At 50.9% G+C, this 14,117-nt stretch carries 12 protein-coding genes; 2 read left to right on the top strand and 10 right to left on the bottom strand.

Annotated features, from left to right (window positions below; all coding sequences use genetic code 11):
* Positions 1 to 138: 138 nt before the first annotated feature.
* From DWZ01_RS00725 to DWZ01_RS00715, 3 genes are all read right to left on the bottom strand, one after another.
* Complete coding sequence (locus tag DWZ01_RS00725) at positions 139 to 525, bottom strand: helix-turn-helix transcriptional regulator (RefSeq protein ID WP_117847623.1); 387 nt, start codon at positions 523 to 525, stop codon at positions 139 to 141.
* A 1,126-nt stretch (positions 526 to 1,651) separates the two neighbouring features.
* Positions 1,652 to 3,247 (bottom strand): SIR2 family protein, encoded by a 1,596-nt coding sequence (locus DWZ01_RS00720; protein WP_117847621.1) that lies wholly within the window; start codon positions 3,245 to 3,247, stop codon positions 1,652 to 1,654.
* A gap of 507 nt (positions 3,248 to 3,754) precedes the next feature.
* Positions 3,755 to 5,164 (bottom strand): hypothetical protein, encoded by a 1,410-nt coding sequence (locus tag DWZ01_RS00715; protein ID WP_117638223.1) that lies wholly within the window; start codon positions 5,162 to 5,164, stop codon positions 3,755 to 3,757.
* A gap of 75 nt (positions 5,165 to 5,239) precedes the next feature.
* Between DWZ01_RS00715 and DWZ01_RS10755 the strand changes: the two genes are divergently transcribed.
* A complete protein-coding gene (locus DWZ01_RS10755; protein WP_117638224.1) occupies positions 5,240 to 5,443 on the top strand; it encodes a hypothetical protein in 204 nt (67 codons plus the stop codon).
* A gap of 272 nt (positions 5,444 to 5,715) precedes the next feature.
* Here the strand turns inward: DWZ01_RS10755 and DWZ01_RS00705 are convergent, their stop codons facing one another.
* The 4 genes from DWZ01_RS00705 to DWZ01_RS00685 form a co-directional block, all read right to left on the bottom strand.
* Positions 5,716 to 6,648, bottom strand: a complete 933-nt coding sequence (locus tag DWZ01_RS00705; RefSeq protein ID WP_117638225.1) for an Abi family protein — start codon at positions 6,646 to 6,648, stop codon at positions 5,716 to 5,718.
* Between the two features lie 271 nt (positions 6,649 to 6,919).
* Complete coding sequence (locus tag DWZ01_RS11025) at positions 6,920 to 7,120, bottom strand: DUF2188 domain-containing protein (RefSeq protein WP_233503229.1); 201 nt, start codon at positions 7,118 to 7,120, stop codon at positions 6,920 to 6,922.
* Positions 7,121 to 7,836: 716 nt separating this feature from the next.
* Complete coding sequence (locus DWZ01_RS00690; RefSeq protein WP_117638228.1) at positions 7,837 to 8,736, bottom strand: hypothetical protein; 900 nt, start codon at positions 8,734 to 8,736, stop codon at positions 7,837 to 7,839.
* On the bottom strand, positions 8,723 to 9,235 hold the full coding sequence (locus DWZ01_RS00685) for a hypothetical protein (RefSeq protein WP_117638229.1): 513 nt from the start codon (positions 9,233 to 9,235) through the stop codon (positions 8,723 to 8,725). Before DWZ01_RS00685 ends, DWZ01_RS00690 begins: the two co-directional genes overlap by 14 nt.
* A gap of 857 nt (positions 9,236 to 10,092) precedes the next feature.
* On the opposite strand from DWZ01_RS00685, the gene DWZ01_RS00680 reads away from it, so the two are divergent.
* On the top strand, positions 10,093 to 10,734 hold the full coding sequence (locus DWZ01_RS00680) for a hypothetical protein (protein WP_117638230.1): 642 nt from the start codon (positions 10,093 to 10,095) through the stop codon (positions 10,732 to 10,734).
* Positions 10,735 to 10,985: 251 nt separating this feature from the next.
* Here the strand turns inward: DWZ01_RS00680 and DWZ01_RS00675 are convergent, their stop codons facing one another.
* The 3 genes from DWZ01_RS00675 to DWZ01_RS00665 all read right to left on the bottom strand — a co-directional run bounded on the left by DWZ01_RS00675 (position 10,986) and on the right by DWZ01_RS00665 (position 14,051).
* Positions 10,986 to 12,122, bottom strand: coding sequence for a hypothetical protein (locus DWZ01_RS00675; RefSeq protein WP_117847618.1), 1,137 nt, complete (start codon positions 12,120 to 12,122; stop codon positions 10,986 to 10,988).
* A gap of 365 nt (positions 12,123 to 12,487) precedes the next feature.
* A complete protein-coding gene (locus DWZ01_RS00670; protein ID WP_117564570.1) occupies positions 12,488 to 12,859 on the bottom strand; it encodes a serine O-acetyltransferase in 372 nt (123 codons plus the stop codon).
* Between the two features lie 151 nt (positions 12,860 to 13,010).
* Positions 13,011 to 14,051, bottom strand: coding sequence for an NAD-dependent epimerase/dehydratase family protein (locus DWZ01_RS00665; protein WP_117638206.1), 1,041 nt, complete (start codon positions 14,049 to 14,051; stop codon positions 13,011 to 13,013).
* Between the last annotated feature and the right edge of the window lie 66 nt (positions 14,052 to 14,117).

Genomic DNA, 14,117 nt, shown 5'->3' with positions numbered 1-14,117 from the left:
AAATCCACTTTTGTCATAGTCAAACATGCGTATTTTACGCTGTCAACACGAGCTGGAGCGCCTTTAAGGCTGTTTTAAGAACTTTTTTAGGGAATGTGGGAGTGGCAACTCGTCCGACCCAGGCTCATTGAGAGGCTGCTATTCGCTCTGAAAAGGCACATCGCAATCTGCTGACAGCTCTGCGGGGAGAATGCCAGGCGATGTACATTGCTCTCGCACGGAATAGTTGGATGAAAGAAACGGCAGTTCTTTGGAATAGCTGACGATAACCTGCGGAACGATCTTAATGCCCAAAGCAAGTTCGAACTTTGCAATCGTCTTTAGAGTCATATTAGGTTGAGAATTCAAGAGCTTAGAAAGCGACTGAAGGCTTATGCCCATACGATTTGCCAGCTCACTTTTACTCAATCCCAAACGTTTCATTTCGCGATGAACAATAAACTCAATATCTAGTGCATGTTCATAAGCGCGTGCTTCACTAGTTTCTGTCTCGGCGTAAAAATCAGATAAATCTACTTTATTCATTGTGTTCTCCGTTTCGAAAGCCAAGTATAAAAGTCAAGGCTCAGATTCCAGAAGTTGACGTGCTATTCTGGCCGATCATTGTTCGAGCGGTTAATTTCCGCTTAGGGTCTGACAACATTTTCTGGAATTGAGAGTTGTCGGGAGAAGCCGTCAATTCCCAAAACGGTCGACCCTTGAGGTCTCTATATTCGACAAGATCATATCCTTCTGCCAAAGGGCACCTCCCATTTCTAGATGAACTTAACTTATAGGTTAAGTTCATCCATTTAAATACATATAACGAGGTCCAGACAAGATTCCTCTGCCCCAATCGATAAACAAACCAGTCGAGCTTATGCAAAATCCGGAAGTGTGCGGCATATTCTAGACACGTCAACCACACTGGATAGTGGCAACGCTTCTACCTGCGGGTTCTTTTCATGAAAAGGACGATGTGCTCGAGGGTTCCAAAATTTGCCGCATGCTTCCGTCGGGCGTTTCCGGAAGTGCGGTGAAAAACCGAGATCGACAGACCAGACCCCTGTTTTAGCCTTCCGCGACCTGCGGTTTTGTTGCCGAAATTCGGTTTATGCTCGGAGGTTTCCGATTTTTCCCCGCACTTCCGAAAAGCACCCTTAAACCGCGCGTCCCGAAGCGGAAAACCGCCGGATATTTGTTCTCCCCAAATGAGATCCTTGTTTTGCCTGGCCGAATCTTACATCCAAACAAAAAAAGAGGACCGACGCATCAACCCTCTTCAGGTGTCGCCCGAAGGCTTCCAGCGCAATTGATTTAATTCTAATCGATATCACTTGTTTGACCACGATCACGTCAACCAGTAGAAGCCGCCCATGCTCGATCATTCCATTGCCGGGATGGTGCTTGGCTAGTACGTCACACATTGCATACATGAAAAAAGGGCAACACTCTCAATTTGAAAGCGTCACCCTTAAAGCTCCCAAAGAGCTTTTGTATTGCAGGAAGATACTCTACACTATCTTCCCTTGATTGGCGGGTCGAAACAGACACCATTGTGATTTCAAGCAGAAAGCGTTATATTAAGTATGCATTTGCACGTGGTGTTCGCACTATACGCTCAGATGCCATAGTTTACAAAGATGGCCTTCTTCATAGACGCTAGGTGGGATTACTCACTAGTAGCCGATATGTCGAAGGCCTTCTTGTACTTAAGGAAATCATACATTCTAATAAGCCGTTTCAGCTCGCTATTACCGTGGATTATCTTGCGATCGTCCGTGATGAGCGCCCTCAGATATTCAAGCAACTTATTTAGATCGATCTCATCTTCTTCAAGTAGCACAAGCTTTTTAAATGCTTCCTCAAAGCCTTCGTTAGCTATAACAGACTGAACCGAGTGTCTAATTCCCGAATGATGATAGCTACCTTTTGCCTTTCGTAGGCTGTTGTTTAGAAAAGCATCTAAATCCTTCTTCTCATCTATTTCCTTTAGCATCCTTGGATTAAGAACTTCCCCTGAATACGCGCTTAAATACTTATACATGGGCAAACCACCCGAGTTAGAAGCAAGCAGCGAAGGAAGGTATTCCTCGACGGCAAGCTTAGGAGCAACATGTTCGTCATCAAACACAACATCACGATATAGAAGTTCGGCTTTGACCATATGCCCGTGCCCTAAAGAAGCATTCGCAACACCGATACCCAGCACAAGATGCTGTCCCTCCGGAAGTCTCTCGAGGTCGCTAAAACTCGCTTCAACTACCAGAGAGTCATTCGGATCGCCCTCATCAGCCAAGGCGTAGATGCTCCTGCGAAGCTCACGAATGATCCTGGGCGAGAAGGAGCATTTGGATTGTCCAATTGCTTCATACACTGCACCAAAATCGTTCGTCCTAATCTCGGTCATGCTTATCTCGCCAATACCTGGAAAGGTAAACGAATGAGTTGAGGTTGCGTTTTCTCCCCTAGTAAGGAAGATAAAGCGCTTTCTAAGCAACGCAAGATTGTTAGAACCGAGGCAGCGCGAAATCGACATGAGGATAGCTTGGATATCGGGGTCGTTAAGGGAATAACCGATAAAAATAATTGGGTATTCCATAAAAATAGTTAACAACTTGGCAGCCAAGTAATCCTGTGTTTCGGCGAGTTTTACGTAATCTGCCTCCTCAAGAACCATAGATTCAGGATTATCCATAGAACCGTGGATCTTATAGATTTCACCCATTTCAAAAGTTCTGTGAAAGACGAGATCGTCTTGGCCAACAAAAACTTTAAACTCGGGAAATAGCGACTCCAGGAGACAGTCATAGTTGGTTGTTATAACTCCAGAGATACGCCGCCTGCCAACCTCTCTCAAGATATCAAGCTCATGCGTCATATATTCAGGTTTGAACGAGGATAACCTCTCGGCCGCCATGATCTTTAAAATAGATTTACGCTGACGAATGTCCTCCACATGATCGTTTCTAAAAGAAGCGAAGCGAGGGTCCTCAAGAACAGCTATGCGCATATCCTTATCAAGCATCGTCGCGGCAGAGGGCAATGCGCTATTGTCAGACTCATCTGGACAACGTGCCAGGTACGAGTCAAGCCGAAAGGGATCATCGGAAAGACGGGAACAGAGGTGCCTTAACAAACCAACCCAATCGTCGGTACCCATGTATCTACGGGAAAAGCCCGAGCCGACGAATAAATATGGGCTACGCCCCACCCCATTTATCAAACGTACAACGCTTTCTACAATGTCATCTCTTCCGACTTCCATCTAGCGCCTCCAAACAAGCTACTTCCATAAGTATAGAACATATGTTTGGATTTTACTAGAATTGCAAGACTTCATCGGAGACAAAGCTGCTCGACAATTGAAAATTCGAACCGCACAGGTGACCCAATATTCAGCAGTGTTCCGACGAGCAAATATTCATTTCGCGCCTCAGGCAATCTAGCGCAGCGGCATCAGTTAGAACGCCATGACTCTCTAGGAGTTCGATAAGTTGAGCGAAAGTCTATAATTCCATCGCCAAAGTAACTCCTAAAATCAAAGGGCCGTTGCCGATAACAACCAAACAACGACCCTCCTTTGTCATCGCCTCACGTAGAGCCCACGACAACTGCATCACTAACTGGATGTTAACCTAGATGCGCAGTAATTGCGCATCCAAAAAAGTTAATCATGTAGCAAATACTCTTCGCGTTGAAACTAATGCGAAGCATTTTCGCGTCCGTGCACGAGAATGCGCAATCAATATGCGGAAAGGCAAAGATGATTCACCTAGCTAACAACCATCCAGTCACTACCGACAGTACTCGAAATCTTCGAGGAATCGCCGATGCACACGATGGTCGCCGAAGCGCCGGGCACATACTTGGCCTCAAGAACGGAAACACCTTGCTCCTTAAGCCTTAAGGTCGTCTCGGTTATCTGGGTTTTATTCACATCATTTTTGCTGACCAGTTTAACGCCATTGCCATCATTTTCATTCAGGCAGGATACAACCGTATTGTAATCGGCCCAATAACAGTACTCCCCAGAAAGCCATCCAAGCTCAGTGGCGCATATCGATCCAGTCGCAGAAACCGTCTTTGGAAGCAATCCGTAACGTTGCCTTTCCTCAAATTCCAGAACATCGCAAAATACGTGATTAGCATTAAGTAATCTCGTTCCACAATAGTCCCCATAAAATGGCGCAAAGTGATTGCGGATAGTCCGCGACAACATCAAGTAGTCGTAGGTGTAATAGCCCATGAAAATTCGCAGACCGTCTCCCCCGGATCCCTCAGCAGAACGACCGAATTCAACAAGGAACTGGTCCCACATGCTCTCAATATAGGGAATTGCGAGTTTAACGCTATCCCTATCAGACAGAGGAGTCTCGCTCTTCTGCTGCATTATCCCCGTAGTATTTGCCAAATGGAAATGAGCGGCCATACGCTCGATCGTTCGGATGAACTCAGGACGATTCCCATCCTCTATAGCCATAATTGCGAAGAAAACACTTCTCAACAGGAGATCATTCGAAAAACGCTGAGGTAAAAGATCACCATATTCACGCTCGTATGCGAATAGCCTGGCTTCGCCCGTATCAATTGAAGAGTAATTAAATACGGAGTACGACGGAACAACATATGACGGAATGACATATGAGCGCACACGGCTACGCTTAATTTGATAACGCTTAAAAAAGGTGGAAATCCAAAAGGTCACAACACCAAATAATGCCAGCTCAAACTCAAAGGCAATACTCGAAGTATCAAGCACATCTAGCCCCTGTCCTCCGAGATAGCCATCGATAACAAAGTGATCGAATGCGACGGACAGCAAAAGAGACATGAACGCCTCGAATGAGAAAGGAAGGGTCCGGTACCGCAATTTACCCCTTGCATGCTTGATTACCCCAAGAAACAACCAATAGAAAAGGGTGGGCATGTATCGCAGCGAAGGACCTGGAACTGAAAACGCATCGCAAATCGCAGCCACAATAAACACGGGGAGCTGGCAACAAATTGTTGGAGCGAGAATTCGGTAGGCAACGTTCAACCTGCCCGACTCATCGGAGGGGTACAGTTCTTCGACGGTGTATTGCCCTCCAATCGCCAAGGGCCCAGCAAAGCGGACAAGCTGAACGCTCACCAAACCGGTAAAGACATAAAAGACAATCCAAAGAATAGTGACCGATTCCACCTGTAAACAATCTCCTCAAGTCATACGCTTGCGATTAATTGTAGATAGACAAAATTGAACAGGAAGCGACAATATTTGAAACTGTTGTTTTACGCTCCCCGGATCAAATGCCTTCAATTAAGAAACCCGGCGAAAAACCAAGACTACAAAATCGAAGAATACGCCCATGCAGAGCTTGACCTGAGCAGCAGCCTCACTGGCTTTTCCTGGAAGGTCTCGGTAACAAGTCTCGAAGAGGCGCAAGACGGCCTCATGTTGAAGCTGCCGCATCGCGTATAGTCAACCCAGCACGGGTCAGAGCGCCGCCGGGGACCAAAGCGGGCCCACCATCCGTCCCCTCCCCAACATTCCCCAGAAAGCTCGCTGATGTTGACTGGTGTTCCCGTAAAATAAACCTCAACAAAATATGTGCGGAGTGCTGGCCTGGAGCTGCCTTTGGACCCTATTGGCTGCTCACCGAGAGGCTCCGCTATGAAACGACCCCTTTACTACCTGCTCTGCGCGATCTCATGCGCATCCAACTTGTAGGGTAAATTCATCGCTCGCGTCGATTACGACCCCAATATTTCCTTAGGAAACACGCTCGGCAAATCGTTAACGCCCATAGCGAAAAGCACTTTTGCGCTGGCATCGTTGCTGAGCTCGTCGCTCAACTTAAGTGCATCAAGCAGTATATTTCGGCGTAAAATCTTATAGTCATCCTCAGTCAGCACTAGCTCAAGATCGCTTAAAACCCCTACTAGATTGACATCGTGAGACGGAGATACCCTGGCGCAGAATAGACGCTCGTCATGCGCACAGATATTTCGAAAATCTTTAATATGATCGTACGCAAGTCTTAGCCTTCGTGGGCTGATGCGCTTATGGACTTCATGTGTCTCGAAATAAAGGTCAGAAAACGACTTGGCAATGGAATTTCTCATGCTTTCTGGTTGAAACTCGAAAAACTTGAATGCTTGGCCAAGCATTAGGTAATTCATAAGAATCCATACCGGCGTATTGTCGTGATTATTTTCATAATGACGAATGTAGTCCCTTTTATAATCACTGTTCCATTTTTTAGACCTACATAGCACCTTCTCGAAATCACCGATAAGCGTGTCGATCTTTTTTCGATAGCCGGCATCAGCACGATAGGAATCTCTATCAAGGTATGCTTCTGGGCTATCTTTATGAGCCATGGCAAATCGATAAGAGCAGACGGTTTTAAGAACTGCTTCCGCCTTGTTAAAATACTCAAACATCAGCAGGCGCAACGTTCGATCGAATTCGAATAAACGATAGATATCAGAAAACTTCGTACCTTTTACGAATAGCTCGTGGCAAGAATCTCCGCGCTGGTCGAGAAATAAATCCTTGTAGCCGTTAATAACCGGATAGTATCCCTCGCGCTCCAAAACTAAACGAGTATTGTTATCGCATTCGAGTCCACGGCCTTCAAGAATAGCAATCTGCTCATCAATAGATTTAAATGGTTTATCCATTTGGACCCCTTAAACGCGAAAACCGCCTTTCGGCGGTTCCCACGGACCAAGCCGGACGTACCGTCGCAAGGCCTCATCACAACGATTACTTTAAGGGAGAACTCGGGGTCCGTCAATCCAATACCACGAATCCCCCAAATCAACCCTTTGAAGAGACCAAACAACCAATTCAGGTAAAATAGCCCCAAGCTCCTATTTCGCCACAATGAAGAAGTCATTTAGCGACAACGGACGCGATATTACGGGCCGTTGTCGGCATGGAGCCGACCCCTTATCCCCTCGGTGGGAAGGGGTCGTGGCCATGGGAATCCCTTGCGCGGATTCTGCCATCGCGACGATGGACGATCAACTCCGACTCTTGATTGGAGCAAATGCGCCGACCGAGCTTTATTGCCTCGCTCTGGGTCGTCGTAACGAAGGAAGCGCGACATGCCCCCTCGCCCTTAATCTGCCAATTGCCATCCGAGCGCATCGTAACGTGCTGATTTCTGCCTTTCATACTTACCTCGCCTTTAACTCTGAACTTGCCGATGCGTCTACAGCATGAGATATGTGACAGACGCCCTCGTGCCGTTTTCAAAAGTGTAAGCACTGGTGCGGACATAAAACGAAGCGCACACAGCAGGACCGTTGATCCACCTGGCTTTCTGGTCGCCCTTCACACCCTGGCGAAAGAGCTTTGGGGCACTGAAGTTCGCACCCAAAGAGGCGTACATCGGAAACCTGGTAAACGGACGCCTCTATATAAACGCAGCCAGCTACTACCATGATCTACCCGGCGAGCAGGGCAATTCATTGGAAGAGTCTTTAGCGTACGGGACGGGCATCTACGCCAGCTGGCTCTTGCTGTTTTTCCGCATGCTCACGGCGCGAGAGAGCGACATCGTTGACAGCACCTGACATTCCCCGCACGGCAACGTCTTTTACGGTGCCTCAAATCTAAGCTCGACCGCCGAGGCATTCCAGGGCATCCCGCGTAACCTTGTTAACAAAACGCCTAAATACACATCATTACACTCATGAAAAAAGGGCAACACTCTCTTGTCGAAAGCGTCACCCTTAAAGCTCCCGTAGAGCTTTTGTATCACAGGACAATATCCTGCACCATCTCAATGAGATGAAAGGACACATCTAGGCCTGTCCGGTAAAAGCGTGGGCAGGCCACGAATGAACGAAACGACAGCAGGACTAACGATCACCACAATCAAAAGAGCCCAAATAACGCAGCGCACCCTTCACTCGCGGAGCATTAGGGTCTTCACCCAAGAAATTGACGCTATAAGAAGGAGATCCAACGTAAACGTGAGTCTTACCGGCCTCGCAACAGAACAAAATGTCGCCAGCGCTGTTCTGTGTCAGAGTGTTGTAATTCGAGTAATAATCAAGCTCGTCTGACGGGGCTTCTCCTACAACAATCAACCGAGGCTCCAACTTATCCAGCCATGTCTTAGGGACGCGACCAGACTTCCGTCCATGATGCGGTGCAAAAAGAATGTCCACAGGCGAAAGTGCGATGTCGTCTTCAATCGCCACCATGTAGTCATTCTCCATGTCACCAAGCCAAAGCGCACGGACTCCTTCCTCAAGAGAGTAGACAATCGCAGGACTAATATTATTGGGTTTATCAGAGCTTTCGGCATCCCGCAAAGCATCCCGGAAGGTCTCATTATTCACATCGGGCCAGAGGACGCTAATCCCAGCAGAACCGCGCTCACCATCAGAAACGTTCATCCATTTGCGCTTACACCCCTTGTATATTTTGTAAGCGCACGGCGAGCCCTTCAGCTCTTTGTACTTTTTAAAACTCTCGGTCTCCGTGGACTTGGAGACATTATTGTCGACGCAATAAAAATTCGGAATGAGCTTAAGCTCATCAAGATACTCAATACCCTGAATATGATCTTGGTCCGGGTGCGTACTGATAAAACGAACGACGCCCTTTTTCCCTGCGAGCTTTTTGACCTCATCAAGGATTTCCGACTTACGCTCATCGGTAATATTGCAATCGATCATGCTGAAGTTATCAGAATTGTGGTTGACATAAAACATGTCGCCGTTGCCAACGGACAGGGACTTAATCTCGCTCATGCTTATCACGTTCCTCAAGATTGAAGTTGATTCGCTTTTCTACATACCGCTCCTGTTTGATCCAGGAGGCAATAAATAAGGCGATAAAAGAGCACAGCGCCGCTGGAAGCCGATGAGATTCCGGCAACAATGATGCAAGCAGAATAATGACGAGCAGGACACCGGCCCCCGCCAGGCTGCGATACATGTTTGAAATCATTAAGAGTTGCTCGACCTTTGGGTCGTTTTTCTGAGCATACGCAAAGGCAGAATAGTCCCGTTTTCTGATAGGTTTCAGGTTGCGAACCAACGGCTCAATACAGAGAGAACCAATTCGCGAAGCAATGAGGCCGAGAACATAACTCATCACAAACAACGCCAGCCAATCGGAGCTGTCAACATAACAACCCAACGGCATCTCGCTTATGGAGTATGTTACGAGCGCACCCGGTATGAGCACGTTAAAGAAATCGTAAGCAGAGATCTTCCCGAGCAAATCATCAAAACAGTTACTGACCAATAATTACGCACCTCCAAGAATCAAAGCCATCCTTCGCAATTTTTGGCAAACTTAACCGTCCTGCCACGCAAGTGTCAGGTTGCTGAAGAAAAGCTATTTGTAAATGATTTGGGCAAAAGGGGGCGCATACTGCCATTGACCGACAGGCGCACACGCCCCTAAAGAAACTAAACCGACCATCTACATGGCCTCATTTTTGACAGCTATACCATCCGGCTCCTTCCGTACAATTAAGTTGTAATGGGGAAACGACGTTTCACGTTGTTTCAATTTTAGCCCTTCACTCATTCCATATCCTGTATTGTTTTTTGATCGAGATCACAAGATGTTGTGTTTTAACAGGTAGATGCAGCAATTTTTTCAGTAAAAATAATCGGCAACTTGCGGGCCACCAAATCCCCCTAGAGCCAGACCTTTTGACCTGCATAAATACAAATGGGGCTCCGCACTTTATCGCCTGACAAAACGAATTCATATCGAATGTCAGTTCTAAATTAACAAAAGATTTTGCTTGACCAACATGTTGAGACACTCGCTTATTGCCCGGTCGTCAGCCGCAATCAACCTAGGCAGCAACCTCACGGACTTTTCCTGGAAGGTCTCGGTGTCGAGTCTCGAAGAATCGCAAGACGACATCATGTTGAAGCTACCGCATCGCGTATAGCCAACCCAACACGAGCAACAGCCCCGCCGAGGACTAAAGCGGATCCACAGCCCTCTCCCCTCCCCAACATTCCCCAGAAAGTTCGCTGATGTTGACTGGGGTTCCCGTAAAATAATCCCCAACAAAATATGTGCGGAGTGCTGGCCTGGAGCTGCCTTCGGACCCTATTGGCTGCTCACCGAGAGGCTCCGCTATGAAACGATCCCTTTACTACCTGCTCTGCGCGATCGCGTGCACGTCCATGGTCGGCGCGACGTTGCCTATGGCAGCCATCGCAGAAGCTATGCAGCCTCAAGAAACCGCCGGGCAGCAGGCGCAAGCCGACGCAACGAGCAGCGACGCAGGCAAGGCCGAAGACGGCACCAACACAAGCACGACAGCAGATACCGTAGAGGACAGCACCGCAACATCCACCGGCACCAGCGCAGCCAACACGGAAAGCGCTTACGCCACCAATACCGGCACCACCGCCGCAACCGGCACCCCCGCCCCATCCCTCAGCACCCAGACCAACCCCACACCCGCCGCAATCTCCACCACGTCACAAACCGGCTACGCCCACTCCGCAACCGCAAGCCAAAACGGCGTCACCTTCACCGTCTCGTGGAACGACGCCCCCGCGGGCACCGCGACGACCTTCCACGTAACCCAGACCAGCGCCTCGTCCCAGGCCAAGGCGCGCATGGACGTGTCCACCTATGGGACGGCGGCAGCCAGGAAAGCGTCTGCGATCCGTCGCGCCAGGCATGGGCCAGCTACTACAGCCTTCGGGCCCGCGCTCGCGATCGGGCCCAAAGAATCCACGTGGGACCACAATTCACTTGCATGGAGCTAGCGAAGGTGCCTATCCCAAATCAGAAATGGTAAAACCAGCAGCAGCGCGATGCAGAGGGGCGCGGCCAGCAGAGTGACCACGCCCGAGTTGATGCGCTCGCGAATTTCTTGGGGGCTCAAGAGATGAGCTCGTTCACGCGCTTTTGCACAGACGCATAGAGGCTTCCGAGCTTCTTTGAATAGCCGGCGCGCCCCTGCTATGCGTCATACACGTTGCAATTGCCCCTACCTAGAAAGTGTATGGCACTTCGGTCAATCGCCGTTACGCTTTGGCCTACCTAGAACCGCAATCACGACGTTAACAAACACAAGCGCTGTTCCCAGCAGGAATAGCGCCAGGGAGGCGGCGATCCAGTTGCCGTCGGCGGTCTTGGGGAGCGTGACGGTGGAGACGCCAGCAGTCTTGGCCTTGGATGGCGTGGACGCCATGGTCTTGGTCACGGTCGTTTTGGTTGTCGTGATTGTCTTGGGCGTCGCAGCCGCGGGCTTTAGGACGGGATCCGTCGCGGACCCGGCACCGGGCCGCTCAACGGCAGGACCGGCACCGCCGGCCGGCTCGCCCGCGCCGCCGGGCACCTCGCGCCCGTCGGTCTCCCCCGGCGGCGCCGTGGCGCCCTGGGGCTCGATCACCACATGCGGCGCCATGTCGCCGGAAGCATTCGCCACGCCGCCGGCACCGAAGGCCCCTCCCGCAGGCGCCACGAACCGCGCAGACACAAGCGACCCGCCCGTGCACGCAACACCGCCGTCGGCACCGGTCGCATCGAGCCACGAGGCATCGACGGAAAGCCGACAGCCGGCCGCGCCAGCGCCAAGGCCCGCATCCTGCAGATACACGCCGTAGGCGCGCACGCCCGCTCCGGACCCGGCGCCCGCGGCAACGATGCGCCCGCCGCCGCGCACGGCCATGTCGCCTGCGATCACGCCGGCGAACGCCTCGTCCGTAATATCGGCCCCGTCCGCCCGGACATCGACGGCGCAGCCGTCCACCACGAGCGCCTGCGAGACGTGGATCCCGCACTGCGAGCCCGTCGCCGTCAGGGTCCCGGTACCGCGAAGCGTCAGGTTGCCCCACACCTCCATGCCGCACAGCGTGATGTCCGCATCGGGCGCATGCGACTCCGTCACGGAGTTTTGCCCGGCAAGCGTCAGCACCAGGTCGCCGTCGGCGCCGATGGCCCCACCCGCGTAGCCGTCAAGCTCCAGGTGGTCGGCATCGGTCCAGGCCCAGCCGGGGCCCGACGCGCCCGGCTCGCAGTACGTCGCGCCCGCGATGATGAGGCTCTCCGCGCCCGCGGCATAAGAAGGCCCGCCCAGCAAAACGCATAGGCAGGCCATGGCAGCGATCGCGATGTGATGACGGCTGGTGTGGGACTTGGCAGCAAACATACCCGCTCCGATCTTCGCAGGAGCCAATAGAATGTGCACCAGAAAATGCCCTGGTAGCAGCAGTTATTAGTTTAGCGAGATCGATGCGGGGGCAAAGATAAATCGCGTGGGTAATGTCGACAATTAGGTGTAAATCGTTTTGCCAGTCGGTGAAAGGAGGAATGCAGGGTTATGCGTTAAGACGCGCTATCTTTGACACTCACGTTGCATATAGCTTCTGGGAATCTACTACCCGTTCCAGTTTGCTTCACCTTCCGCTCGCATCAGAGCGCGCCAAAGCTCACTGAGTCGCTAACTCGCTGTAATTAGCGAAGACGATCCCCCCCCTCTATCCTGGATAAGACATGTAAAACCGATTTTATTATTCAGACCCTGTTGTTTATATATTCGTCTGTTGCCCCATCTCGAGAAATGATTTTGCATGGGTGCCCAATCACAATCGAATGGCTTGGTACGTCGCAGTTAACATAAGTGTTCGGTGCAACGAGAACGTCGTTGCCTAAACGAACGCCACCAACAATAGTTGAGTTGACACCAAGCCAAACGCAATCGCCAAGAACAGGCGCACCTTTTCGTTTGCCGCGGTTTTCCCGACCAATTGTCACACCTTTGTGCATATTGCAGTTGCGACCGATAACGGCATTCGGGTTTACCGTAATGCCAAAAGCGTGACCCAGATACAAGCCTTCGCCAATCGAGGTGGCAGGCGCGATCTCGAGACCATATTTGCAAGCCATCCTCTTTCGAAAAAGATGCCATAAAGGATTGTGCGAATTCTGGCACTTTCGAAGTAGCCAAACAAACCTCAAAGCATGGTTTGAGAGAATAGACCCCCCCCCAAAGCGAATACGGTCACTGCTGTATACATTCGACATTGCTATCACCCAGCTAATTCCCGTAGAACTCGCGATACCACTTCGCGAATTCACGAAGACCGTCCTCGAGCGGCGTTGCGGGTTTGTAACCAAAATCGCGCTCCAAGGCGCCAGTATCCGCATAGGTTACAGGCACGTCACCAGGCTGCATAGGAACGAGCTGCTTATGCGCCTCGAAATCGTAATCGGCGGGGAGCACGCCCTCCTCAACCAGCACACGCTGCAGCGTATCAACGAAGATCAGCAAGTTCTCGGGATTCGAATTGCCGATGTTATACACGCGATGAGCGGCCATTGGCAAACCATCAACACCGATCTTGACCTCAGGAGCGCCGTCCATGACCCTGCGCACGCCCTCCACAATATCGTCCACGTACGTAAAGTCGCGCTTACAATCGCCCATGTTGAAAATCTTAATCGTATCGCCACGACGCAACTTCTCGGTGAAGCCGAAGTATGCCATGTCGGGCCTTCCCATGGGCCCATACACCGTAAAGAAGCGCAGGCCCGTGGCTGGGATGGAGTAAAGCTTGGAGTAGGCCGCGGCCATTAGCTCGTTGGACTTCTTTGTGGCGGCGTACAGGCTCACCGGAGAGTCTACACGGTCGTCCTCCGAGAAAGGCACTTTCTCGTTGCCGCCGTAGACGGAGGAAGAGCTCGCGTAGACAAGATGCTTCACCGGGTGGCGCCTGCAAGCCTCCAATATATTGAAGAACCCTACCAGGTTGCTGTCTATGTAGGCCTTGGGGTTCTCGATGGAGTATCGCACACCGGCCTGGGCGGCCAAGTTCACCACAACGTCGAAGCCGTTCTCAGCGAACAGGCGCTCTATCAACGCGGCATCGCACAGGTCGCCGCGCACGAAGGCGAAACGCCCCGCCTTGTCCACCTCCGCCAGCATTCGCAGGCGAGCCTCCTTGATGCCAGGGTCGTAGTAGCTGTTCACGTTGTCCAGACCGATGATCGCGTCGTCGGTGGTTTCGAGCAGCCGCTTCACCAGAAACGCCCCGATGAAGCCGGCGGCGCCAGTGACGAGGACTTTTCTATCCTGCATATATACCCCACTCTTTCGTTTTAAGGAAGTCCTGAGATGGAACTCCCAACAAGTTAATTACAGACC

The organism is Collinsella sp. AF28-5AC (assembly GCF_003457875.1).
In the GTDB taxonomy this organism is placed as follows: domain Bacteria; phylum Actinomycetota; class Coriobacteriia; order Coriobacteriales; family Coriobacteriaceae; genus Collinsella.
Note: the sequence above shows the minus strand (reverse complement) of the source record. Positions and strands in the feature narration are given on the sequence as shown.

What these genes read in the sequence shown, in the direction of transcription:
- DWZ01_RS00725 (WP_117847623.1), bottom strand. Translation starts at nt 525, where the DNA reads ATGAATAAAGTAGATTTATCTGATTTTTACGCCGAGACAGAAACTAGT.
- DWZ01_RS00720 (WP_117847621.1), bottom strand. Translation starts at nt 3,247, where the DNA reads ATGGAAGTCGGAAGAGATGACATTGTAGAAAGCGTTGTACGTTTGATA.
- DWZ01_RS00705 (WP_117638225.1), bottom strand. Translation starts at nt 6,648, where the DNA reads ATGGATAAACCATTTAAATCTATTGATGAGCAGATTGCTATTCTTGAA.
- DWZ01_RS00670 (WP_117564570.1), bottom strand. Translation starts at nt 12,859, where the DNA reads ATGGCTTGCAAATATGGTCTCGAGATCGCGCCTGCCACCTCGATTGGC.
- DWZ01_RS00665 (WP_117638206.1), bottom strand. Translation starts at nt 14,051, where the DNA reads ATGCAGGATAGAAAAGTCCTCGTCACTGGCGCCGCCGGCTTCATCGGG.
- DWZ01_RS11025 (WP_233503229.1), bottom strand. Translation starts at nt 7,120, where the DNA reads ATGCGCTCGGATGGCAATTGGCAGATTAAGGGCGAGGGGGCATGTCGC.
- DWZ01_RS00680 (WP_117638230.1), top strand. Translation starts at nt 10,093, where the DNA reads ATGAAACGATCCCTTTACTACCTGCTCTGCGCGATCGCGTGCACGTCC.
- DWZ01_RS00675 (WP_117847618.1), bottom strand. Translation starts at nt 12,122, where the DNA reads ATGTTTGCTGCCAAGTCCCACACCAGCCGTCATCACATCGCGATCGCT.
- DWZ01_RS00690 (WP_117638228.1), bottom strand. Translation starts at nt 8,736, where the DNA reads ATGAGCGAGATTAAGTCCCTGTCCGTTGGCAACGGCGACATGTTTTAT.